We start from the raw sequence: 21,008 nt of genomic DNA, 5'->3' as shown, positions 1-21,008 counted from the left end.
GAGTGACACCAGAGACGAAGCACGCCACCCGGTCACGACATGGCTTTAATAGTCGATGTTGCTGTAGGCTTTCTTGCGAAAGTCGGCCATGGTGGCGTTTGCGGCCTGCAGTTTGGCGATAATCGATGGGTCAGTCCCTAAATTGCAGCCCATGCCGGTAAAGGCCTCCTTGAACTGCAGTGCTTTTGTCGGAGTGGGTAGGCCTGCCGCTTTTGCCACATAGGGCGCCTCAAAGTCACCGAGCAGCATCAGGTCGACCCTGCCATGAAATAGCAGTTGCATCGCGCGTTCGTTGCTGGTTGCCATCAGGACTTTCTGGTGCCCGGTTTGCTGAAGCGCCAGCGCGGACGCATAGCCACTTGTCGCGACCACTTTATAGGCCGCTACATCTGCAAGGGACGTCAGCTCAATTGCGGCATCGGGCCGCTTGAAAAAGGACCAGGGGCCTTCAAATAGAGGCGACACCCAAAGGAACTTCTTCTCCCGTTCAGGGGTGCGGTTCATGCCAAAGACACAGGCATTCTTCTGGCGAAGTGTTTCGGAATAGGCCCGCTTCCAGGGGATAAGCTCCACCGTGTAAGGGACGTCTGCGCGCTGCATGAGTTCCCTGACGACTGCCATAGTGGCGCCAGCGATTTCCCCGGTTTCTTCCTGTTTGTAGGTAAAGGGCGGGTTATGCTCGGTATAAAGCTCGAGCGTTGGGGGTGCGTCTGCAGACTGCAAAAGAACAGTCGAAAGTAAGGCAAATGCAGTGAACAACTATATTCCCGCCCATATGCAGTGGTCAAAGGTTCACTATAACGTAACTTGATTAAGGGGCAATGTATGCCTTGTACTTATTTTGGGCACTTATTTTGAGTAGCGGCACTCGCCCGCGATATAGGTATGACTGATAGTGCGGTCGTCACCCAGCATCGACAGGACAAAAAGTGTCTCGTCGATAGAGGTGCAGGTTTTCAGTCGCCGCTTCAGAAGCGGTGTCGCGGCCATGTCGAGGACAATGAAATCAGCTTCTTTGCCATCTTCGAAATTTCCCACCTTGTCCGCCATATTGAGCGCGCGTGCACCGCCAAGGGTGGCAAGGAAGAAAGACTTATAGGGGTCAAGGGCGTGGCCCTTCAGATGACTTACCTTGTAGGCTTCGTTGAGCGTCTGCAGCATTGAGAAGCTGGTCCCTGCGCCCACGTCAGTGCCCAGGCCGACCTTGACGCCATATTTCTCCGCTTCCCTGAGATTAAAGAGACCACTCCCAAGAAACAGGTTCGATGTCGGGCAGTGGCTGACGGCGGCGCCATGCTCTGCCATGCGCTGGAATACCTCGCCCCCCGTATGGATGCAGTGGGCAAATACGCTGCGGTCGGTCAGCAGGCCGAATTTGGCATAGACATCCAGATAGTCTTTGGCGTCCGGATAGAGGGTTTTCACCCAGTCCATCTCGCTGGTGTTTTCCGCCATATGGGTATGCATTAACAGGTCCGGGATTTCAGCCAGCAGTTTGCCAGCACGAGTGAGCTGGTCATCGGAGCAGGCAGGGGCGAAACGAGGCGTCACAGCATACCCGAGGCGGCCTTTGCCGTGCCACTTTTCAATCAGCTCACGGCTATCAAGGTCCCCGCTTTCGGCCGTGTCGCGCACCGCTTCGGGTACATTCCTGTCCATCAGTGCCTTGCCGGCCACAATCCGCATGCCGCGCTTATAGGCAGCCCCAAACAGGGCATCGATGGATTCCTTGTGAACCGTGCCGTATACGAGTGCGCTTGTGGTGCCGTTCCGAAGCAGTTCTTCAAGAAAAAAGTTGGCGCATTCCTCGGCATGGGCCGGGTCTGCGAACTTGGCTTCTTCAGGGAAGGTATAGCGCTCCAGCCAGTCGAGCAGCTTTTCACCGAAGGAAGCGATCATATCCAGTTGTGGGAAGTGGATGTGGGTGTCGATGAAGCCGGGCATAATAAGGCTGCCGCTGTGGTCTACAATTTCCGCCCCAGTGCCCAGCCCAGGTTCAAGGTCCGCGCGCTTGCCGCAGGCACGCACAAAACCGTCCTCAAGGATGAGCATGCCATCGGCGAAATACTGTGTCGCCTGGTCTGCCCCGATTGTTTCGGGGTCGTCCAGCAGGTGAAATATCGCCCCTTTGATCGCTTTAACCGTCACACCAGATTCCTACCTTTGACCCTATGAATTCCTGTTGCTGGCATAAAAACCCCCGCCCGCAGGCAGGGTTCCACTGTGTCATAAACCGGAGGTCGGTGCCCGATCAAACGGACAATCCTGACTCTTTGGTCAGTTAAGCATTTTTGCTGCTGATTTCCAACAGGTTTCAGCCCTATTCAGACCGAAAGGGAACGGCCTGTACGCTTCGAAGCAACATCGACGGCGACGAGTATTTTCTCAATTTCACGGGACGAATCATAAAGCGGCAGATATAGTGCGTAGGCCTCGAGATATTGGCGGTCAGGTGAAACGGCTGGCGTGATACAAAGCTGTGGCAGGCTTTGCTCCAACACCAAAGCGCTGGTGTGATAGATGCGGGCGGCGGCAATCTGGTTGGTCATCTCATTGATGTCCTTGCCGGAAATCTCGCCATAGAAATTGGCAACATGAGTGCCGATCAGCCGCACATTAAGCGAAAAGGGCTGCTTGTCCCGACCGATATCCATAATCACGAGGTGATCCAGATGTTGGCGGATGTCGGTAGGCCTGATGTCGGCGCGGCATGGCAAATGGTCGCCATCATGCTTGGAAAGCCAATAATCATAGAAGAAATCGGCAATCTTGTTTTTGCCCACAAGATCGGCGCCACCGTGAACTGTAAATTCACCGAATTCCGTGCCAGGGGGCAGGATGCTATGATCCAGCTTCAGCAAGACAGTATATCCTATCCAAACGCTCGTTCTGATTGAGTCGCGAAGCTATCATACCCTATTCAAAGAATTGGTAAACAGGCTTGGCTCAGGCCTGTTTGGCGCGCGCGCGCCTGCGCAATGCAGTTTTTGGCAGGGAAGCCAGTGCAAAAACTACCAGATTTGAAGCCTGTGAAAGGACGCCTGCGGCGAAAAACATCCCGGCAAGCTTGCCTTCAGGGGCCGCCAGGTACCCGATCAGTGTGATCCCAAGCCCTGCCAGCAGCAGGTCCGTGTTTGGCAGGAAAGGCACGCGTGTCAGTACCATCTGGGCGGTCAACAGCAGCAGCCAGGCACTCATCGGCACCTCAGGCACAGCCACGGCCCACATGGCCACCTGCGCCAGAAGGACCACGACCTGGCGGGTCAGGTGCGTCAGGAAAACGGCTTTGGCGGTGCTGCCGTCCAGTGCAATCAGGTGATCGCGGAAATGAATGACGGTGGGGATCAGGATTATGCCCACAAGCACAGCCAAGCCAAGATAGTAGCGGAAGTCGGCATCTGCATCGGTAATCAGGTGCAGCTGCCCGCTTGAGAACAAGACAAGAAGCAGTAAGATGGTAAAGCTGTTTGATGCCAGTGCCGAGAGGATATTGCTGTCCTTGATGTTGGAGAAGATCAGGCCACTTTTGCGCTTCAGGTTTTTCCGTGCCCAAAGGCCGAGAAAGGCTTCCCCGGCATAGCTGAGAACCGCGAAGTTATAGACCCGCATGCGCAGGAAAACACCCAGTTCAGGCCCTGTCTCACCGGCCCAGATAAGGCGATACACCCGTTGCTCGGCGATCGGGTAGGCCAGATACATGATGGTGAAGAAGAAATAGAACCAGGGTGTGGTGGGCAGGCTGGCCATCACTTTGTCCCACCCGATATGCCCCAGTTTGCCGGACAGGAACAGAAGCACGCCAGCGACCGCTGACAACTGCACTACCTTCAGCACAAGCGTGAAGCCTGGCTTGGCCGTGATGGAGGCGAGCAGGTTTTCGATCTGTTTTAACGGGCTTTGGGACACGATATTCTATTTTGCGAGACGGGCGCCCCGGCTGACCTTTGCGTTGGTGCGTTTCTTTGCCCAATAGTGGGTAATCGCCTGTTCATAATTGTCCAGCAGAGCGTTCAGCACTGCATCCCAGGAAAATTTCCGGCTGTCCGCGAGGCTTTCTTCCGCCATACCGGCCCTGAGGCCTTCGTCGGCGATCAGGCGTTCAAGCCTGTCAGCGAAAGCCGATACATCGCCGGGGGGCACCAGATAGCCTGTTTCGCCGGGCCGCACAAGAAAATGGCTGCCAGAGGCATCTGCACATACGGCAGGCACGGCTGATGCCATCGCCTCAAGGGTCACGTTGCCGAAAGTTTCGGTGATGCTGGCATTGAAGAAAATATCGGCGGAGGCATAGGCTCGGGCCAGATCTTCGCCCTGCAGATACCCGCAGAAAACGGCGTCGGCCAGGCGCTTGGCGAACCGTTCGCGCTCGGGTCCGTCGCCAACGATCAAGGCCTTGTGCTTCAGACCCCGTTTCTTCAGCTCATCCAGCGTATCGGCAAAAATGCCAAGACCTTTTTCCAGAACCAGGCGGCCAACAAAAGCGATCACGGCCTCATCGTCCGCGATGCCGTTGTCGCGCCGCCACGCCATGTCACGTTTGGTTGGTGAAAACAGGTCTGCGTCAACGCCGCGGGTCCACAGGCGGATATCTTCCCCCATATGCTGTTCTGTCAGAATTTGGCGCATACATTCCGACGGCACATAAACCTGTTCGCATCGGTTGTAGAAGCGGCGCATGAAGGCGCGCACCAGCGGCTCCAGCCAGCCAAGGTGATAGTAGCGGGGGTAGGTATCAAACCGGGTATGAAAAGACGAGACGGTAGGTACATTGTGCTTGCGCGCCCACTTGAGCGCGCCGCACCCTAAAAGGTCTGGCGCTGCAAGGTGGATCAGTTGTGGATCAAAGGCCTCAAGCTGTTTGCGAACGCTTCGGGGCAGCCCCAAGGCTACCCGGTATTCGCTGCGGCCTGGGAGCGCAAAAGACGGTACTGAAACCAGTGTGCCACTGTGCTTGAAGGCAGGCTTGTCGGCGGTTGGCGCAAAGACCAGCACCTCGATGCCCTGCTCTTCAAGAAAGGCGACAAGGGTATTGAGCGCTCGTACCGGGCCGTCCATCACATAATTATAATTGCCGGAAAAGAGGGCAATCCGCTTTGGCTTCAGGTTGTGAATATCAAATGGCATGTGTCCGTTAATCCCATAGCGCGTTACCGTTTTTCGCGCTGCCGAATGACCAGTTTCGGGCCAGGGTGGGGCCCGCCTTCAGGACAATTCCTAGCGGCCTTTGATGAAGCTTTTAGGTCATCAGAAGGTCGCAGGCTTTATTCTACCGATAATTGCGGCAGGGAAATGGCGGCATGGTGGCGGGGTGTGTTTTTTAACCGGCGGTTTCAGGGACGCCAAAACCAATATCGATATAGCCGATATGATCTACGCGTTGATGCTCAGCAACAGTCTTTGGCGGCTGCCCTTCAACATATTCGCCATCGGAGAATTGATAGACGGCCAAAAAGTACCGGATGGTGCCTTCGTCATCTGTCAGCGGCAATTTCAGCGTGGTGACCTGGGCTTTCTTGCCCCGACTTAGCATGAGGACTTCGGAAATATAGAAACCGCAGGGCTGATCGATGACATTGTCATACACAGCCCTAACGCGTGGACGTTGAATTTCCGGGACCAGTGAAAGGGGATTTGTGTCCGTCAATTTACGGCCAAGCCAATCCTCTACCTCGGTGCCTGCAAGGCGTAAGGTATAGTCACCGTCTTGGAGCCGTTCAAAAATGATGATATTTGGCAGGATGGAGGCGAGCTTGGGTAAACGAAGGTCTGACTTGGCCGGGATGGCCTTGCCCTCATCCAGCAGGTCGCGCCACAATACAGGCCACAGCTTGAGCTTCTCTGCCAGAGCAGACCCGGCAACGTCCTTCATTTTCAGGTCAACCCTGGGAGGCACCTGGGGGAAATCAAAAGGCTTTCTTTGGTATGGTTCGTTCATGAGGTTTATCCTGCTACCGCATTTTTTTTTCAACAATAACATACCTATGCTTGATTAAATACGACTGAATTTCATGTTTGGATCACCGGTCTGATTGCGTGTAACCCCCGCTCAGCATGGGATATAGAGATTTCTTTGTTGACGGGCGAATTGCGAGTTGATAGTAATACTAAGAATTGTTCGCAATTTCAGAAGGTTTGTCGCAGCATGTATGTGTGTCTTTGTAATGGATATACTGACCGGGAAATCCGCGCAGCTGTGCGTGAAGGTGGCGTAAGCAACGCTGAAGAAGCCTATATGTCGCTGGGGGGCGGCTTTTGCTGTGGCGCATGCCGCGACTGTGCGACGGGTCTGGTTGAAGAGGAGCTACCGAACAGGCGCCTTCTTGCCGCAGAATAAGTGGCTTCCGGGCGAGAGCCCGGGCACGACGGGGAAAAGGACCGCCAGGGCACGCGCCCAGGCGGTCCTTTTGTATCTGAAACCGGCGTGTTGAACGTGAGGATTAGTCCTCCGCGGCGGGCGTTTGAAGCTGCACGTAATTCTGGTAGCCCATCTTGTCCAGGAGGCCCAGTTGGGTTTCAAGCCAGTCGATATGCTCTTCCTCAGACGAGAGGATGCTCTCCAGCAGCTCGCGGCTGACATAGTCCCGAACGCTTTCGCAATATTCGATCGCATCCCTGAGGTCCTTGTGGGCTGTATGCTCCATCTTCAGGTCGCACTCGAAAATCTCTTTCACGTCTTCGCCGATCATCAGCTTGCCCAAGTCCTGCAGGTTCGGCAGGCCCTCAAGGAACAGGATGCGTTCGATGAGTTCATCGGCATGCTTCATCTCGTCGATGGATTCTTCGTATTCCTTATCCGCCAGCTTTTTCATGCCCCAGTCTTTGAGCATGCGGGAATGCAGGAAATACTGGTTGATGGCTGTCAGCTCGTTCTTGAGAATCACATTAAGATGCTGAATGACTTGTCTGTCGCCTTTCATGACGAGCCTCCTTTGCCGCTGACTGGATCTGAATATGTCGCGACTATAGCAAGGGCCGGGCAGGTCGCCAACCCTTATCGGCAGGTAAGAGGCGTTCTTAATCGCAGGAAAACAAAGGGATTTTTCTTTAACAAAGACCGATTCGTTCCTGATTTTACAGGGGCGGTCAAACTTGCTATAAGGCGCGCAGTTTTGGTCCCGGCTTTACGCGTCGGTCCCCTGAAATGAATGGAACAGACATGTCGAATTATCTTGTGGCTGCGCTTTATAAGTTCGCGGCCTTCCCTGACTTTAAAGATTGGCAGCAGCCAATCACGGATGTGTGCCTTGCGGGCGATGTGAAGGGCACGCTTCTTCTGGCGAACGAGGGCATCAATGGCACCATCGCAGGCCCCGAAGCGGGTGTGCGCAAAGTGCTTGATTTCCTCCACACGATTGCGCCCATCAGCGGCTATACCCACAAGGAAAGCTGGGCGTCGGACGAGCCTTTCCTGCGCATGAAGGTGCGCCTGAAGAAAGAGATTGTGACCCTGGGTGTCGAGGGCGTGGACCCCAACAAGGTTGTGGGCACCTATGTGAAACCCGCTGACTGGAATGCCCTGATCTCAGACCCAGACACCGTGGTGGTGGACACGCGAAATGACTATGAAGTGGCCATCGGCACCTTCAAGGGCGCGGTGGACCCCAAGACCAAATCCTTCCGCGAGTTCCCCAAATGGGCGGAAGAGAACAAGAGTGTTCTGGATAAGCCCAAGCTGGCCATGTTCTGCACCGGCGGCATCCGCTGCGAAAAATCCACGGCTTATATGAAAGAGCAGGGCTACGAGGAGGTCTATCATCTTGAAGGTGGCATCCTGAAGTATCTTGAGGAAGTGCCAGAGGAAGAAAGCCTGTGGGAAGGCGACTGTTTTGTCTTTGATGACCGCGTATCCGTGCGTCACGGCCTTGCGGAAGGGGACTATACCATGTGCCGTGCCTGCCGCCGTCCGGTTTCGCCGGACGCCAAGCTGCTGCCGGAGTATGAGGAAGGCGTGAGCTGCCCGCTGTGTATCGATGAGACGACGCCGGAGCAGAAAGAGCGCTTCAAGGAACGCCAGAAGCAGATTGAGCTGGCGCAAAAACGCGGCGAACGCCATGTGGGCATCACTAAGCCGCCCCGTGACAAAATGGGCGACAAGGCCGAAAGTGCTGAGGCAGATTAGTGCCTGAAGAACGCCCCATTCTCTATAGCTTCCGCCGCTGCCCGTATGCCATGCGGGCGCGGCTCGCGCTTGCGCAAGCCGGCGTAGCCGTAAAGCTTCGGGAAGTGGTGCTACGGGACAAGCCAGCGCACATGCTGGAGATTTCACCCAAGGGCACGGTGCCAGTGCTGCAGTTGCAGGACGGCGCGGTGATCGACGAAAGCCTCGATGTGATGCTATGGGCGCTCACGCAGAATGATCCGGATGGCTGGTTGACGCCCGAACAAGGCACGCTTGAGGGCATGCTCGCGCTGATCCGCGAAAACGACGGCGACTTCAAGCACCATCTGGACCGGTTCAAGTATGCCACCCGGTACGAAGATGTGGACCCGCTTGCGCATCGGCAGGCGGCGGAAAACTTCCTTGAAAAGCTTGAAGCACGCCTCGCCGGTCATGGCTGGCTGTTCGGCAGCCGCGCGAGCCTTGCGGATTATGCCGTCCTGCCTTTTATCCGTCAGTTCTCGGGTGTGGACAGATCCTGGTTTGACGCGGCGCCCTATCCGGCGCTTCGGTCCTGGCTTCGGGCTTTCACCGAAAGCGCCTTTTTCAAGTCAGTGATGAAAAAGCACTCGCAGTGGCAAGTGGGTGACGCGGAAGCCGATTTTCCTGAACAGGCCTAGATGCTGTTGGCGGCGCTCACGTGGCGTGCCATCTCCAGATAGCGCATGAAGGTGATCAGGCTCTGTGCTGACATCCTGCGCGGCCGGAAGCTATTGTCCGTGGCAAATTTCTTCACGATATCCTGCTCGTCCTTGGACGCGTGATAATAGGCCATCGACCAATCAGAGAAGATGCGTTCTGCGGCTGGTTCAAAAAAGACCAGTTCGAAATTATGATGAGCATCGGACCGCATGATGCGGGCCAACGCGCCCGAGAGGGCCATCCGGTCCCCTTCCAGCATCTGGACAAAAACCGTGCCGTCAAACCACAGCGCACCGGTTATATGATGGTCCTTGTTATAGTCCCTGGAGCGCTGGACAATGGTATCCATGTCCTGAGACGCATCGCTCTTCAGTTCGCTGATATATAAAAGATGATACAGCACGGCACCTGGCCTCCACCGTTAACCATGTCTAACTATATGAATTCAGGGATAAAGATAGCGTTAACAGGAATTTGCACCGAACAGCCGTTGCCGCACAGCCCCGGCATGGTTTAAAAGCGGCAGAACCAAATTTTTAAATCCATACCGGGAGCATGATCATGACAGCAAAAAAAGCACGGGTAAAATGGGCAGGTGACATGACGTTCATTGGTGAGTCGCCTTCCGGTCATGCCGTGGTGATGGACTCAGGCTCCGGCGATGGCGGCCTTGACCATGGCATCCGCCCGATGGAGATGCTTCTTCTGGGCATGGGTGGGTGTTCCAGCATCGATGTAATGATGATGCTGAAGAAATCGCGCCAGAAAGTGACCGATTGCTGGGTGGAGCTCGAAAGCGAACGCGCGGCTGAGCCACCCCGTGTCTTTACCAAAATCCACGCACATTTTGTGGTCACGGGCGTTGGTGTGGACCCGCGGGCGGTTGAGCGCGCCATTCAGCTTTCAAAAGACAAATATTGTTCGGCGTCTGTGCAGCTTGGCGCGATGGCCGAGATCACGACCGACTTCGAAGTCCGCGAAGCCGACTGAGGATTGACGGTTTGGCATCTGGCGGGATTGCCAGCGCCTGCTCCACGCTCACCAGCGTCAGCGTGCCGCCATAGACACAGCCCGTATCAATGAAAAGCGCGCTCCCAAGCTTCTTGGGGGCGTCGATCGGCGTGTGGCCATGCACTGTCAGTACCGCTGAGCGGTCACTCTGGGGCTTGCCTTTGCTGAGCACACGGCGGCCCCACAGCATGGCCTGAACCTGATACAGATCGAACACGGTCTCTTCAACAACGCTCCAGTCTTCGCCTGGCCATTCGGCATGGCAGACGCCTATGGTTCGACCGTCCTTAAGTTCCAGCGTGATGGCCAGCGGCATCTGTTGTGCAAGCGTTGTGCAGTCGTCTTTCTGGTCTTCACTCAGTTCCAGGAACCATTCGCCGCCGTTGGCCATCCACATGGCCATGGCACCATCAAACTGGGCATCCAGCAGCATGGTCTCGTGGTTGCCACGGGTGGCATAGAACCAGGGCTTGTGCAGAAGCATCATGCAGTCGTAGGAGCTGGGGCCCCGGTCTACCAGGTCACCAACCGAAATCACCCGGTCTTTCGCCGGGTCAAACTTGACGCGCATCATGGCCTCGACGAACTGGTCGTATTCACCGTGCAGGTCACCCAGCAAAAAGTCCCGTCCGGCCATGTTGGCCGGTAGCCTGATATGGCGCGGGGCTTTCTGGTGGGATGCGTTCATCTGGGATCTCGATCTGTCTATTTCGCCTGTTTATGCTGCGCGTTCAATTGGTGCGGTTGCTTCTTTAAGCCACTCGCGCGTGTCGGCGTCAACCAGGTCTGCGATCTTATCATACACTTGTGTATGGTACCTGTTCAGCCAATCAAGCTCAGTGTCCGACATGATTTTGGTGTCAACAAGGCGGCGATCAATTGGTGCCCAGGTGAGGTTTTCAAACTCATACATCTCGCGCTCGGTGTCTTCTTCAACCCGTTTGACAAGGATGAGGTTTTCAATCCGGATGCCGAAGGCGTTTTCCTTATAATAAGCGGGCTCGTTGGAGAGAATCATACCCGGCTGCAGCGGCACGCTGGTGCCGCCCTTGGCGATGCGTTGCGGACCTTCATGCACGCCCAGGAAGGCGCCAACGCCGTGGCCTGTGCCGTGATCATAATCCAGCCCCGCTTCCCAGATCGGGCGGCGGGCGATGGCGTCCAGGGCCATCCCGCTGGTGCCTTTCGGGAAGCGAGTGGTAGCCAGTGCGATATGGCCTTTGAGCACGCGGGTGAATCGGTCGCGCATCTCGTCGGTCGGGTCCCCAACCGGCACGGTACGGGTGATGTCTGTCGTGCCGTCCAGATACTGGCCGCCACTGTCCACCAGATAAAGCTCGCCATTCTTGAGGGGGCGGTTTGATGCTTCATTCACGCGGTAGTGCGGCAGGGCGCCGTTCGGGCCACTGCCTGAGATGGTATCGAAGCTTTTGTCACGCAGCAGGTCACGCTTCTTGCGGCAGGCCCAAAGCTTGTCGACAGCGATCAACTCATCAATGCCGCCCTTGGGCGCTTCGGTTTCAATCCAGTGCAGGAATTCTGCGATGGCGGCGCCGTCACGGATATGGGCATCACGGCTGCCTTGCTGCTCGGTTGGGTTCTTCACGGCCTTCGGCAGGATGCAAGGGTCCTGGCCTTCGACGATGGTTGCGCCACTGACCTGCAGGGTGTTGAACACCTTGGCGTTATTGGTGTCCCGGTCCGCCAGGATCTTGCGGCCCGCCCCGCCAAGGGCTGCGAGCGCAGTATAGAAGGTGTTGCGGGGTTCAATCTGAACCTGATTGCCCAGGTGCACCCGAAGCTCATCGGTGACTTTTTCGGGCGCGATATAAAGATTGGCGCTGCCGTCTGCATGCAGGATGCCCCAGGCATGGGTAACGGGCGTGTTGGAAACGTCTGTACCGCGAATGTTGAAAGCCCATGCAATGCTGTCCAGCATGGTGATGACGGCTGCGTCCGCGCCTTCCTCGCGCAGTTTCTCGCCGATCTCGGCGCGCTTTTCCTCGGCTGACTTGCCGGCATGCTCTGCCGTATGCACAAGGGCGGGCGCCAGCGGTTCAGCAGGGCGGTCTTCCCAGATGGCATCGATCGGGTTGGTGCTTACCGCTTCCAGCTTCAGGCCTTTTTTCTTCAGCGCAGCCTCGGCCTGTTCGACCCAGGCGATGGTCGTCAGTTCAGGGTCATAGCCTATCACGCCATGCTCTGGTGCATTGTCGGCAACCCACTTCAGCAGGGGATAGTTTTCAAACAGATGATGCTCATAAAGCGCCGGGTCCAACTCTGCCGCTGCCTGTATGGTGTAGCGACCGTCAATGAACAGGCTGGCTTTATCCTGCAGCACCGCCGCATTGCCGGCAGAGCCTGTGAAATTGGTCAGCCACGGAAGCCGCTGGGCATAGGTGCCAACATATTCGCTCATATGCTCATCCGTCAGCGGCACGATAAAGCCGTCAAGGCCGCGCTCCTTCAGCTCAGCTCTAAGGGCGGTCAAACGGGCAGCATGGTCGGACATGGGCGGCTTCTCCTATAGTTTCAACTGAAAACAAGCTGCGCTTTACATGGCAGGGCGGGGGGCATTTTGCAAGGAAAGTCGCACCTTTTGCCGTGGGCCTTTACAGCGGGATTTGGGCAGCCTACCTATTGGAAAACTCATATGACAGTCAGGACAAAAACCATGTTGAAAGCACCCGCGTCACCGAAGCCGCCAATGGCAGCCCGGAAGCCTTATGAGGCAAGCCATCACGGCATCACGTTTGAGGACCCTTATTTCTGGCTCAAGGACCCGGGATATCCTGAGGTGACGGACAAGGATATTCTCGGATATCTCAAGCAGGAAAATGATTATTTCGAAACCATAATGAAAGATCATGCGGGCCTGACGGACACCCTGTTCGAAGAAATCAAGGGCCGCATCAAGGAAGATGACGAAAGCGTGCCGTGGGCGGATGGCTCTTATGAATATCGCTGGGCCTTTGCCAAGGGCGCCGAGTACCGGGCCTGGTATCGCCGGGAGAAAGGCGCGACCGAATGGGATGTGCTGCTGGACGAAAATGTGGAAGCCGAAGGGCATGAGTTTTTCAAGCTGGGCGGCATGGCCGTCAGTCCGTGCGGGCGATATCTGGCTTTCTCAACCGATACCAACGGGTCGGAGCGTTTCACGGCGCGCGTGCGGGATCTTGTGACTGGTGAGATGCTGGCAGTCGAGATTGTTGAAGCTTCGGGGGAAATTGTCTGGGCGGCAGACAGTAGCGGCTTTTACTATGTGAAGGTCTCGAAGGAATGGCGGCCTTATCTGGTGAATTTCCACGCGCTGGGTGGCGAAGACAGCAAGGTCTATGAGGAGAGCGACACCAGCTTTTTCGTTCATATCCGCCGCACCAGCTCAAAATCGCATCTGGTGATCAGAAGCGCTGACCATGTTACGGCTGAGAACCTTGTTGTACGGCTAGATGATCCATCTGCAGCACCAGCGCTGGTTCGTGCTCGGGAAGCGGGCCATGACTATACGGTCGATCATGACGGGGCGGGGCATTTCTATATCCGCTCAAATGGTGAACAGAAGAATTTCAGCATCTATAAGGCGCCTGTGGATGCCCCGGCGGACTGGTCACTTCTGCTTGAGGGCAGCGCATCACTGTATCTTACCGGCATGCAGGCGTTCGACGGTTTCCTGGCGGTGGAGGAAAAACAGGACGGGCTGGACCAGATCCGCCTAGTGTTCACAGACGGCAATAGCTGCCATATCGGCATGCCGGAACCGGTCTATGAAGTGGGTCTCGGGACAAATGCGGAATTTGGCCAGAAACATGTGCGGCTGGTGTACTCGAGCCTCGTGACACCGCCCAGCGTGTTCGACTATGACTTGAGTAGCGGTACATTGACGCTCAAGAAAGAACAGGAAATCCCATCTGGTTACGACAAATCGCAGTATGCGTCCGAGCGTTTGATGGTGACAGTGCGAGACGGCGTCGAAGTGCCGGTCAGCCTTGTGTATAAGAAAGACTGGAAAAAGGGCGCGCCGCTGCATCTGTATGGCTACGGCGCTTACGGCCTTGGCATGAGCCCAGGCTTCTCCGCCACACGCCTCAGCCTCCTCGATCGCGGCTTTGCCTATGCCATCGCGCATATCCGCGGCGGGGACGAGTTGGGCTATGGCTGGTACGAAGATGGCAAATTGGAGAAGCGCACCAACACCTTCAATGACTTTGTCGATGTGGCCCGATACCTGGAAAATGAAGGGTACGCCTCGAAGGGCGGTATCAGCATCTCGGGCGGTAGCGCCGGTGGTGAGCTGATGGGTGCGGTGGTGAACCAGGCGCCAGATTTGTTTAAGGGCGTCGTGCTGCATGTGCCGTTTGTGGATGTGCTCAACACCATGCTGGACGCTGACCTGCCGCTGACGCCGATCGAATGGCCTGAATGGGGTAACCCGATCAAGGACAAGACAGCGTTTGAGACGATCCAAGGCTATTGCCCTTACACAAACATCGAGGCGAAAGATTATCCGCCCATGCTGGTAACCGGCGGGCTGAATGACCCGCGCGTAACCTATTGGGAACCGGCCAAATGGACAGCCAAGCTGCGAGCCACGAAAACCGACGACAACCTGCTGATGATGAAAATCAACATGGGGGCGGGGCACGGCGGCAAATCCGGCCGGTTTGAACGCTACCGCGAAGTTGCAGAGGAATATACATTCCTTTTGATGGCGTTTGATCTTATTTAACCGAACGATTGGTTGGGAATTATTTATGGCACAGGATGGCACCTATGAACGGGAAGCTTTGGTCCTTGATCCGGCACCGGTTGAGACCGAGAGATTGCGATTGAGGCCATTTGAGGAAGGGGATGCACACGCATTTTGGCTGATGCTGTCGAACCCCAATGTAATGCGTTTCATCCCCCGCCCGACAGGGACTGATGAGGCTGAGGAGAAGCAGGCTTACCTGAAAGGCCTCAGAGAGGGGCGTTTCAAATTCTTCTATGCGGTGAACTGGAAAACCCTTGAGGACAGCGAGGACGATACGGCCCTTGGCTGGGTGTTGATGCGCCCGACGCCTGATGGTCGGTTTGTCGAAGTAGGCTATTGGTTCCGGGAGGAATATTGGGGCAAGGGGCTGGCAACGGAAGCTGGAAAGGCCGCGATCGAGGCAGCTCGGAAAACAATGAAATTCCCGAACGAAGACCTGTTCGCCTATGTTCTCAGGGGAAATGATGCCAGTCGCAATGTGCTGAAGAAGTTAGGGCTTGAGCACCGGCAGGACGCAGTGATTGATGGCGACGAAGTGTGGGAGCTATATGGTCCCGACGCCGAGATTTACGAAGAAACGGTACGTTTCATTCACAAGCAACCTTCATAGCCAACGTCAGCCATGATGCAGCTGCTTGAGGTGTTCAAGCGTGGGCGCCATGCCTGAAACGTCATAGCCGGCTTTGGCGGCATGATCGAGGATATCCTTTGTATCCATCGCACCGGTCAGCGCCTGCGCAAGCGACCATAGCGTGCAGGACCGGGTGCCGGATCGGCAGAAAGCCAACACAGGGCCGTCGGCGTCCTTGAGCGCCATCGACATCATTTCGATCGATTCAAAGGTCAGCTGGCCTCCAACCACCGGAATGCTGGCCCACTTCAGGCCTTTCTCAGCCGCATAAGCCGCCAGGTCGGCGTTTGCGGGTTGGCTGCGCTCCTCGCCGTCTGGGCGGTTGTTGATGATCAGCGTAAATCCTGCGTCCGCCGCTGCATCAATATCCGCTTTGCTAATTTGCGGGGAGACAGAAACCGTATCCGTCACTTTCTTAAAATCGCTCATGTCTGTCTCCTGATACTTATTCACCAATGGCAGGGGCGTTAGAATAGTAATGCCATGCCAGAAGCGCAATGGCGCTTCGGTGTGGCTTCCAGCGTTCACCAATTACTTCGGCTTCTTTTTCCGTCGGGCGCTCTGCATGACCGATAATCCGGCCCGCGGCCACACGCACTGCAAGGTCACCAACTGGCCAGATGTCAGGCCGCCCAAGCGAGAACATCAGGTACATATGTGCGCTCCAGACCCCAAGGCCCTTCACTGCCGTGATGGCCTTGATGGCGCCTTCATCCGACATGTGTGGAAGTGCGTCCACATCCAGCGTGCCGTCACGCACCGTGTCAACCAATGACCGCGCATAGGATATTTTCTGCCGTGACAGGCCTGCGGACCGGAGGTCTTCGTCTGATACCTTGTCGTAGCTGTCCGGATTTGAGGGGTCTCCCACCAATGCTTCAACCCGGCCGCGGATTGTGGCGGCTGCCTTGACGGAAAGCTGTTGGCCCACAATTACCTGCATGAAGGTCTGGAAGCCCTGTGTGCCGCGACGTTCTGCCGGATAGCCGACAAGCTTTACTGCCGCTGCTACATGAGGGCAGTCCTTGGCTACCAGATCAAGTCGGCGCCTGATCTCGTTCTCTGTCAAAATAAAATCGGTCATCTATCCCACAAAATGCTCGAGCATGGCGCGCAGCACCTGCTTGTCTTCTTTCAAGTCTGATTGGATAGCACGGGCTTCCGCTTCGGCCAATTCCTTGACGACAATGATGACCGAAAGTGTCCCATCCTTGTGGGCTACGGTACTTACCCGTGACGGCTGGCTTTGGCTGGTGGAAAAGTGGGACAGCACGTTGCTGAGCGCGTGCGGCTGCCGCCATGTGAGGACATCAAATCTATTAGCTATTTCAAATGGCGCAGTCATGGTGCGCGACTCCCGTAAACGAATTGTGGTTGGACCAAATGACAAGGACCCGGCTTCCTTTGGAAACCGGGCGGATCATTCGCCACATTCGTTTATACGCACCTGTTTGTGTCATGAGCGGGACCCTATAGTGACCAGACGGAGAAATCAATAGGCTGTGAAGGTGCCTGCGATTCCCCAGATAATGGTGGTCAGAAAGAGGCCAATCGCGGCCAATGACATCAGCCCCAGGTGTGGCCCGGCGAACAGCAGCGCGACCCCCCGTTCGGGCATATTCTGTTGCCGGATGAATGTCATGGACAGCATCGGCAGCGCAAGAAGCAGCATTAGCCCGATGTTGAGGCCTGTGCGCCACAGCGTAATCAGCCACGGCATTTGCAACTGATAAAGTACCGTTGGCCACCAGTACCAGTCGGCATAGACGCCGAACCCGACCAGTGTTGCGCCCGCGAGGCAGAACCAGCCAAAGCGCCGCCACTGCACGGAGGTTTTGCTGCGGATATGCAGCGCGCCTGTAAGGAGGATAACAATCATCAGCGGGATATATTTTCCAGCAATGGTGCGGAAGTATCCCAGCACGCCCACCCGCACATAGGCCATGTCGCCAATATAGGCATATCCGCCGGCGCGGTAGGGGCTGAAGATCAGAGGCTGTTCAGCAAGGCTGCCCCGATAGGCATAAGGGGCTTCCCTTTGATAGCGCCGAGACAAAGGCGGTCCCACAACAAAGTCCGCATGCGGTGGCCACACGATCTGCGCTGTCAAGGTTTCGCTGTCAATCAAGTGGGCCGTCAGCCTGCAGGTGGCCGATCCTTCAACCCGGTCTTTCACCCAGGCGGAGACATTGGCACATTGGTAGCGCCCGCCCAGCGTTTCCGGCTCGAGCAATTTATCCGCAGCTGCAATTGCCTCCTGTCGGGACCACGTTGGGGGTATGTTGGCAGTCGCGTTCGAGAGCGCCCGTTCGCGAAACAGTTTGCCAGCGCAACTTTGGCTTTGGACGCTTGGAAAAGGTGTGGCCGACGGATGGATGTAGGCAACGCCGGACGCAGGGAAGGCCACAACTGAAACACCCGGTCTGCAGAGCCCAAGTTGGACCCATTCATGTGACCCAGACCGGTATCGCCGTGACCCTGCCAAAGCCCCAAACCCAAGCGGATGCATCTGCCAGAGGGGTCTCGTGGTGAGAAGCCCATAGCTTTCCGATGTTAGGAACGGTGCGCCTGAGGCATCCTCATTGGCAAGCAGCAACCGGGCCATTGCAGCAACAGCATCGCCCCGTAAAACCGCGTCGGACAATGGTGTGGCGGGCATATCAGGGTATCTGGTTTCCACTGGAATTAAAGCCTCTTCCGGCAGGCCAAGCGGCGTTAGAAGTTCCTGGGCAAGCAGCTCGACAACAGGCTGGTCCGTACGCTTTTCAAGGAACGCCTGTAGCAGCCGCCAGCCGATGGGATCGTGTAGTGAAATCTGCCCTGCTCCCCGCGACGTGATCAGATAATAGCGGAGCGGTGCGTCGTTAATGTCCGCGATCGGTCTTGCAAAACCGGCGGTTTCTGCCATGAGGTGTTTTGGCGTGATCGCCACTTCGAACGGGTTGAAGTCGATCAGGCTAGGCAGGGCCTTTGCGACCGGCTCATCCAGGCTTATGACGCCCTCATCCGCCAGCCGAAGGGCCACGAGTGCGAGCATAAATTTGGCAGCGTCTCCCAGCGGATAATAGGTATTGGCAGTTTCATCAGTCATGCCGTGTACATCATGCCCGTTGATATAGAAGGCCTCCGGTGCAACGTCCTTTATGCGCGGCAGGACATCCTCGGGCCGGAGCACAACGGCCTGACCAAAGGCTGGGGCCGCCGCTAGCATCAGGCACAGCCACAGAATGATTTGGGAGAAGCGCATAAACCCCCACGTTGATCGCTGGTTACTATGGTTCAGGCGATATAAGCACGAGATGAGTTCGATTGCCACCTGAGCATTAGAAAGGAATGGAAATGATGGTTCATCAGAACTGCATCATCAGGCCCACGCCGGCGATGACCTGCAAGGGTGATCCTGTACCGTTTGTCACCAGCGGGCTATCGGCAGCGTCACCAAGAAGATGGCCAACAGAGACGAGGCTCATCAGCCGGGCTTTGTCTGTCAGACGATAAGCGCCGATAATATTTGCGGATACATCCGATACTCCGGCGGAGGCCCGGAAGGGATCATAGCCAGCACGGGAAGCGTCAGCCTGTTCTTGGGTGATGCCATAATTGGTCTGCATGCCTTTTTGGGACAAATACTGCAGCCGAACAGCCAGGCTCGCGCCAAAATTGCCGTTCTGGTAAATGCCGTGAGCTGCGGTCAGGCGCGCAAGGGTGCCCTGGCCTTCGCTGATGCCACGCCGAACGTCTGTTTCAACGAGCAGGCCCTCATGTTTGAAGCGAGCAAATATGCCGACATCCAGGGTGGTGCCAATGTTCCCAAGGCCGGTAAGGGCCTTATTGGCGCTTTCCTTCCTGCCGAAATGCAAATTGACGAGTGGGCCGATCTCCAGCCCGTCTGTCTTGAAGGCGGTGTAGGTGAGTTTGCTGCCGTTCAGGCGCCAAAGCTCTTTGTAGCGGATGTCGAGGATTGGCAGGGCGCGGAAACGGTAGTTGTCGGACCCGACATAGTCTGGAATCCAGCCCATTCCGATACCGATGCGGGCGTTCATGTTTTCGCTGTCCAGGTCGCCGGGCCAGATGAGGTCAATGCCTTCCTGCACCGCTTCAATTGCATTGTTGAAACGGTCGGCCAGGCTAAGGCCCTGCATCGCGTATCCTGATGAAGTATGACAAAAAACTGCCGTCAGCAAACTTGCCGACAGTATCGTCTTCCTTTTCCGGCCTTTGTACCACCGTGACATAGTCCGTCTATCCTCCGCCAGGTTCTCCCTACTTGGTGCTGAAACCGTGCCTGACCCTTATTAGGAATCCATAAAAGGGTAAAAGTATGGCAAACAAAAGCTGAAATTTTTTTAGGTTATGTTTGCCATATCCGGCCAGTCACAAACGCGTGCGCGCCAGAAAACGGAAACGGGCCATTTGCAAAATCCAGCTTGTGACGACGCCCATGCACATGCCTTCCATCAGCCCTGCCCATCCGTGGCCGACGGGGAAGGCCATGATATAGCAGGCAGGCAGCATCACGACGATGAAGGCGAAACCCTGCAGATAGGTGGGCCACCAGGTCTCCCGGTAGCCGCGCAGGATCATGGAAGCCACCATCTGGCTGGCATCGAAAATCATGGCAATGCAGTAGATCACCACCGGTGGCACCAGAAGCGCGATGATGCGCTGGTCATCGGTGAAGATATCCAGAAGCGGCTCGATAAAGAAAAAGATGCCAACTGCGAAAGCGCCGGTGAGCAAGAAGTTCAGCAGCACCCCGGAAAGCCCTGCCAGCGCTGTGTCGGCCTTGTCCCCGCGCGAGAAGGCGATGCCGACCCGCACACTGGCGGCCACCCCGATACCGATGGACATCATCAGCGGCACACCCACCACCTGGAACACAACCCCGTGGGCGGCCAGTGGCACGGTACCAAGCCAGCCGGCAAAGATCGCCAGCGCGCCAAACGCCAGGACTTCAGCCGCCAATGACACCGCAGAGGCATAGCCCATGTGGCGCTGGTCTCGCCACTCGTGCCATTTCTGGCCGTGAGGTTTCCTCAGGCCATAGCCGCGCACGCTGGGCGCCAGCCAGACATAACCAAACGCCGCGAAGGCCATGAACCAGCGCACGCCGGTTGACGCCCAGGCCGAGCCCGCAGCCCCCAGTTCCGGGAAACCGGCCTGTCCGAAGATCAGCACATAGTTGAGCGCCACATTCACAAGGTTGGCGCCGATCATAACATAAAAGCCCACTTCTGCCCGCTTGATGCCTTCCAGGAACATGGTGCAGCAGACAAACAGCATATGGGCCGGAAGCCCAAGCGCCAGAATCTGGATCAGCTTGCCGCCTTCAAGTGCCTTGACTTCTGGCTGCCCGAGGAGCGTCAGCCAATATTCTGCGGGCCAGACAGCCAGCATCAGGCCGATACCAACAGCAATGGTGAAAGGCACATTCCTGCGCCATACGCGGCCCGCTTCGCGCTTGTCGTCCGCGCCGATGGCATTGGCCGTATAGACCGTGATGCCGCCCAGAAGCCCAAGTCCCACCACAAGCGCAAACATGATGACAGACTGGTTGGCAAGGTTCAGCCAGGCCAGGTGCTCAGTGGCATAGTGGCCGACCATGGCGGTGTCCACCATCGCCAGGCCAAAGATACCGATGCGCATGGCAACAGCAGGCAAGGCAAGCCGCGCCAGTTCGCTGAAGTGACGCTTCAGGCGTTCGCGCAGCCACCGGGGGTCAAGCCCTGGGCTATTTGTGGTGTCAACTTCAGACATATCTGGTCGCTGTACGTTATTGTTTGGGTCGCCTGAACGCCCTTGTTGTGCTACTGCTA

The 21,008-nt window shown here is 56.4% G+C and carries 22 protein-coding genes; 6 read left to right on the top strand and 16 right to left on the bottom strand.

All coding sequences use genetic code 11. From position 1 onward, the window contains the following. Nucleotides 1-45 precede the first annotated feature (45 nt). The 6 genes from KORM41_RS16600 to KORM41_RS16575 all read right to left on the bottom strand — a co-directional run bounded on the left by KORM41_RS16600 (nt 46) and on the right by KORM41_RS16575 (nt 5,935). Entirely contained in the window at nt 46-759 is a 714-nt protein-coding gene (locus KORM41_RS16600; protein WP_068150786.1) for a substrate-binding periplasmic protein, read from the bottom strand. 90 nt (nt 760-849) lie between these two features. Continuing rightward, on the bottom strand, nt 850-2,148 hold the full coding sequence (guaD, locus tag KORM41_RS16595) for a guanine deaminase (protein ID WP_068150783.1): 1,299 nt from the start codon (nt 2,146-2,148) through the stop codon (nt 850-852). A gap of 176 nt (nt 2,149-2,324) precedes the next feature. Further along, nucleotides 2,325-2,861, bottom strand: coding sequence for a PAS domain-containing protein (locus tag KORM41_RS16590; protein ID WP_068150781.1), 537 nt, complete (start codon nt 2,859-2,861; stop codon nt 2,325-2,327). Nucleotides 2,862-2,946: 85 nt separating this feature from the next. Further along, nucleotides 2,947-3,906, bottom strand: a complete 960-nt coding sequence (locus tag KORM41_RS16585) for a hypothetical protein (RefSeq protein WP_068150775.1) — start codon at nt 3,904-3,906, stop codon at nt 2,947-2,949. Between the two features lie 6 nt (nt 3,907-3,912). Next, nucleotides 3,913-5,124, bottom strand: coding sequence for a glycosyltransferase family 4 protein (locus KORM41_RS16580; protein WP_068150772.1), 1,212 nt, complete (start codon nt 5,122-5,124; stop codon nt 3,913-3,915). Nucleotides 5,125-5,317: 193 nt separating this feature from the next. Next, nucleotides 5,318-5,935 (bottom strand): PAS domain-containing protein, encoded by a 618-nt coding sequence (locus KORM41_RS16575; protein WP_068150770.1) that lies wholly within the window; start codon nt 5,933-5,935, stop codon nt 5,318-5,320. A 207-nt stretch (nt 5,936-6,142) separates the two neighbouring features. On the opposite strand from KORM41_RS16575, the gene KORM41_RS16570 reads away from it, so the two are divergent. Continuing rightward, on the top strand, nt 6,143-6,334 hold the full coding sequence (locus KORM41_RS16570; protein WP_068150765.1) for a (2Fe-2S)-binding protein: 192 nt from the start codon (nt 6,143-6,145) through the stop codon (nt 6,332-6,334). Nucleotides 6,335-6,437: 103 nt separating this feature from the next. Here KORM41_RS16570 and bfr read toward each other — a convergent pair whose 3' ends face one another. Continuing rightward, entirely contained in the window at nt 6,438-6,917 is a 480-nt protein-coding gene (gene bfr, locus KORM41_RS16565) for a bacterioferritin (RefSeq protein WP_068150761.1), read from the bottom strand. Nucleotides 6,918-7,141: 224 nt separating this feature from the next. On the opposite strand from bfr, the gene trhO reads away from it, so the two are divergent. Continuing rightward, complete coding sequence (gene trhO, locus KORM41_RS16560) at nt 7,142-8,119, top strand: oxygen-dependent tRNA uridine(34) hydroxylase TrhO (RefSeq protein WP_068150755.1); 978 nt, start codon at nt 7,142-7,144, stop codon at nt 8,117-8,119. Then, nucleotides 8,119-8,778, top strand: a complete 660-nt coding sequence (locus tag KORM41_RS16555; RefSeq protein ID WP_156432029.1) for a glutathione S-transferase — start codon at nt 8,119-8,121, stop codon at nt 8,776-8,778. Before trhO ends, KORM41_RS16555 begins: the two co-directional genes overlap by 1 nt. On the opposite strand, the gene KORM41_RS16550 is transcribed toward KORM41_RS16555, so the two are convergent. After that, nucleotides 8,775-9,203: a BLUF domain-containing protein gene (locus KORM41_RS16550; protein WP_068150752.1), complete on the bottom strand. Its 429-nt coding sequence runs from the start codon at nt 9,201-9,203 to the stop codon at nt 8,775-8,777. The genes KORM41_RS16555 and KORM41_RS16550 overlap by 4 nt on opposite strands. Nucleotides 9,204-9,361: 158 nt before the next feature. Between KORM41_RS16550 and KORM41_RS16545 the strand changes: the two genes are divergently transcribed. Further along, complete coding sequence (locus KORM41_RS16545; protein WP_068150750.1) at nt 9,362-9,790, top strand: OsmC family protein; 429 nt, start codon at nt 9,362-9,364, stop codon at nt 9,788-9,790. Here the strand turns inward: KORM41_RS16545 and KORM41_RS16540 are convergent. Together KORM41_RS16540 and KORM41_RS16535 are read right to left on the bottom strand one after the other, a co-directional pair. Further along, the gene (locus tag KORM41_RS16540) at nt 9,756-10,499 is read right to left on the bottom strand and encodes a metallophosphoesterase (RefSeq protein ID WP_068150746.1); all 744 of its coding nucleotides are present in this window, start codon (nt 10,497-10,499) and stop codon (nt 9,756-9,758) included. The two genes, KORM41_RS16545 and KORM41_RS16540, sit on opposite strands and share 35 nt — an antisense overlap. Nucleotides 10,500-10,529: 30 nt before the next feature. Further along, nucleotides 10,530-12,323 carry an aminopeptidase P family protein gene (locus KORM41_RS16535; protein WP_068150744.1) on the bottom strand — a complete coding sequence of 598 codons (1,794 nt, stop codon included), beginning with the start codon at nt 12,321-12,323 and terminating at the stop codon, nt 10,530-10,532. A gap of 162 nt (nt 12,324-12,485) precedes the next feature. On the opposite strand from KORM41_RS16535, the gene KORM41_RS16530 reads away from it, so the two are divergent. Beyond that, nucleotides 12,486-14,537 carry a S9 family peptidase gene (locus KORM41_RS16530; RefSeq protein ID WP_068151148.1) on the top strand — a complete coding sequence of 684 codons (2,052 nt, stop codon included), beginning with the start codon at nt 12,486-12,488 and terminating at the stop codon, nt 14,535-14,537. A 25-nt stretch (nt 14,538-14,562) separates the two neighbouring features. Further along, a complete protein-coding gene (locus KORM41_RS16525) occupies nt 14,563-15,171 on the top strand; it encodes a GNAT family N-acetyltransferase (RefSeq protein WP_068150742.1) in 609 nt (202 codons plus the stop codon). 6 nt (nt 15,172-15,177) lie between these two features. Here the strand turns inward: KORM41_RS16525 and KORM41_RS16520 are convergent, their stop codons facing one another. The 6 genes from KORM41_RS16520 to KORM41_RS16495 form a co-directional block, all read right to left on the bottom strand. Continuing rightward, nucleotides 15,178-15,621 (bottom strand): TIGR01244 family sulfur transferase, encoded by a 444-nt coding sequence (locus KORM41_RS16520; RefSeq protein ID WP_068150739.1) that lies wholly within the window; start codon nt 15,619-15,621, stop codon nt 15,178-15,180. A gap of 16 nt (nt 15,622-15,637) precedes the next feature. Continuing rightward, the gene (locus KORM41_RS16515; protein WP_068150737.1) at nt 15,638-16,276 is read right to left on the bottom strand and encodes a DNA-3-methyladenine glycosylase family protein; all 639 of its coding nucleotides are present in this window, start codon (nt 16,274-16,276) and stop codon (nt 15,638-15,640) included. After that, the gene (locus tag KORM41_RS16510; protein ID WP_068150736.1) at nt 16,277-16,537 is read right to left on the bottom strand and encodes a hypothetical protein; all 261 of its coding nucleotides are present in this window, start codon (nt 16,535-16,537) and stop codon (nt 16,277-16,279) included. Between the two features lie 147 nt (nt 16,538-16,684). Continuing rightward, nucleotides 16,685-18,439: a serine hydrolase domain-containing protein gene (locus tag KORM41_RS16505; RefSeq protein ID WP_068150731.1), complete on the bottom strand. Its 1,755-nt coding sequence runs from the start codon at nt 18,437-18,439 to the stop codon at nt 16,685-16,687. A 103-nt stretch (nt 18,440-18,542) separates the two neighbouring features. Then, nucleotides 18,543-19,334, bottom strand: coding sequence for a MipA/OmpV family protein (locus KORM41_RS16500; protein ID WP_068150728.1), 792 nt, complete (start codon nt 19,332-19,334; stop codon nt 18,543-18,545). Nucleotides 19,335-19,566: 232 nt separating this feature from the next. Continuing rightward, nucleotides 19,567-20,949, bottom strand: coding sequence for an MATE family efflux transporter (locus KORM41_RS16495; protein ID WP_068150725.1), 1,383 nt, complete (start codon nt 20,947-20,949; stop codon nt 19,567-19,569). Nucleotides 20,950-21,008: the final 59 nt, after the last annotated feature.

Source organism: Kordiimonas lipolytica, from assembly GCF_001550065.1.
This window is presented reverse-complemented; position numbering and strand designations above follow the sequence as displayed.

Bases quoted from the DNA above. Each gene is read 5' to 3' on its own strand.
- KORM41_RS16580 (WP_068150772.1), bottom strand. From the start codon at position 5,124: ATGCCATTTGATATTCACAACCTGAAGCCAAAGCGGATTGCCCTCTTT.
- KORM41_RS16575 (WP_068150770.1), bottom strand. From the start codon at position 5,935: ATGAACGAACCATACCAAAGAAAGCCTTTTGATTTCCCCCAGGTGCCT.
- KORM41_RS16570 (WP_068150765.1), top strand. From the start codon at position 6,143: ATGTATGTGTGTCTTTGTAATGGATATACTGACCGGGAAATCCGCGCA.
- bfr (WP_068150761.1), bottom strand. From the start codon at position 6,917: ATGAAAGGCGACAGACAAGTCATTCAGCATCTTAATGTGATTCTCAAG.
- trhO (WP_068150755.1), top strand. From the start codon at position 7,142: ATGAATGGAACAGACATGTCGAATTATCTTGTGGCTGCGCTTTATAAG.
- KORM41_RS16545 (WP_068150750.1), top strand. From the start codon at position 9,362: ATGACAGCAAAAAAAGCACGGGTAAAATGGGCAGGTGACATGACGTTC.
- KORM41_RS16540 (WP_068150746.1), bottom strand. From the start codon at position 10,499: ATGAACGCATCCCACCAGAAAGCCCCGCGCCATATCAGGCTACCGGCC.
- KORM41_RS16535 (WP_068150744.1), bottom strand. From the start codon at position 12,323: ATGTCCGACCATGCTGCCCGTTTGACCGCCCTTAGAGCTGAGCTGAAG.
- KORM41_RS16530 (WP_068151148.1), top strand. From the start codon at position 12,486: ATGTTGAAAGCACCCGCGTCACCGAAGCCGCCAATGGCAGCCCGGAAG.
- KORM41_RS16525 (WP_068150742.1), top strand. From the start codon at position 14,563: ATGGCACAGGATGGCACCTATGAACGGGAAGCTTTGGTCCTTGATCCG.
- KORM41_RS16520 (WP_068150739.1), bottom strand. From the start codon at position 15,621: ATGAGCGATTTTAAGAAAGTGACGGATACGGTTTCTGTCTCCCCGCAA.
- KORM41_RS16515 (WP_068150737.1), bottom strand. From the start codon at position 16,276: ATGACCGATTTTATTTTGACAGAGAACGAGATCAGGCGCCGACTTGAT.
- KORM41_RS16510 (WP_068150736.1), bottom strand. From the start codon at position 16,537: ATGACTGCGCCATTTGAAATAGCTAATAGATTTGATGTCCTCACATGG.
- KORM41_RS16505 (WP_068150731.1), bottom strand. From the start codon at position 18,439: ATGCGCTTCTCCCAAATCATTCTGTGGCTGTGCCTGATGCTAGCGGCG.
- KORM41_RS16500 (WP_068150728.1), bottom strand. From the start codon at position 19,334: ATGCAGGGCCTTAGCCTGGCCGACCGTTTCAACAATGCAATTGAAGCG.
- KORM41_RS16495 (WP_068150725.1), bottom strand. From the start codon at position 20,949: ATGTCTGAAGTTGACACCACAAATAGCCCAGGGCTTGACCCCCGGTGG.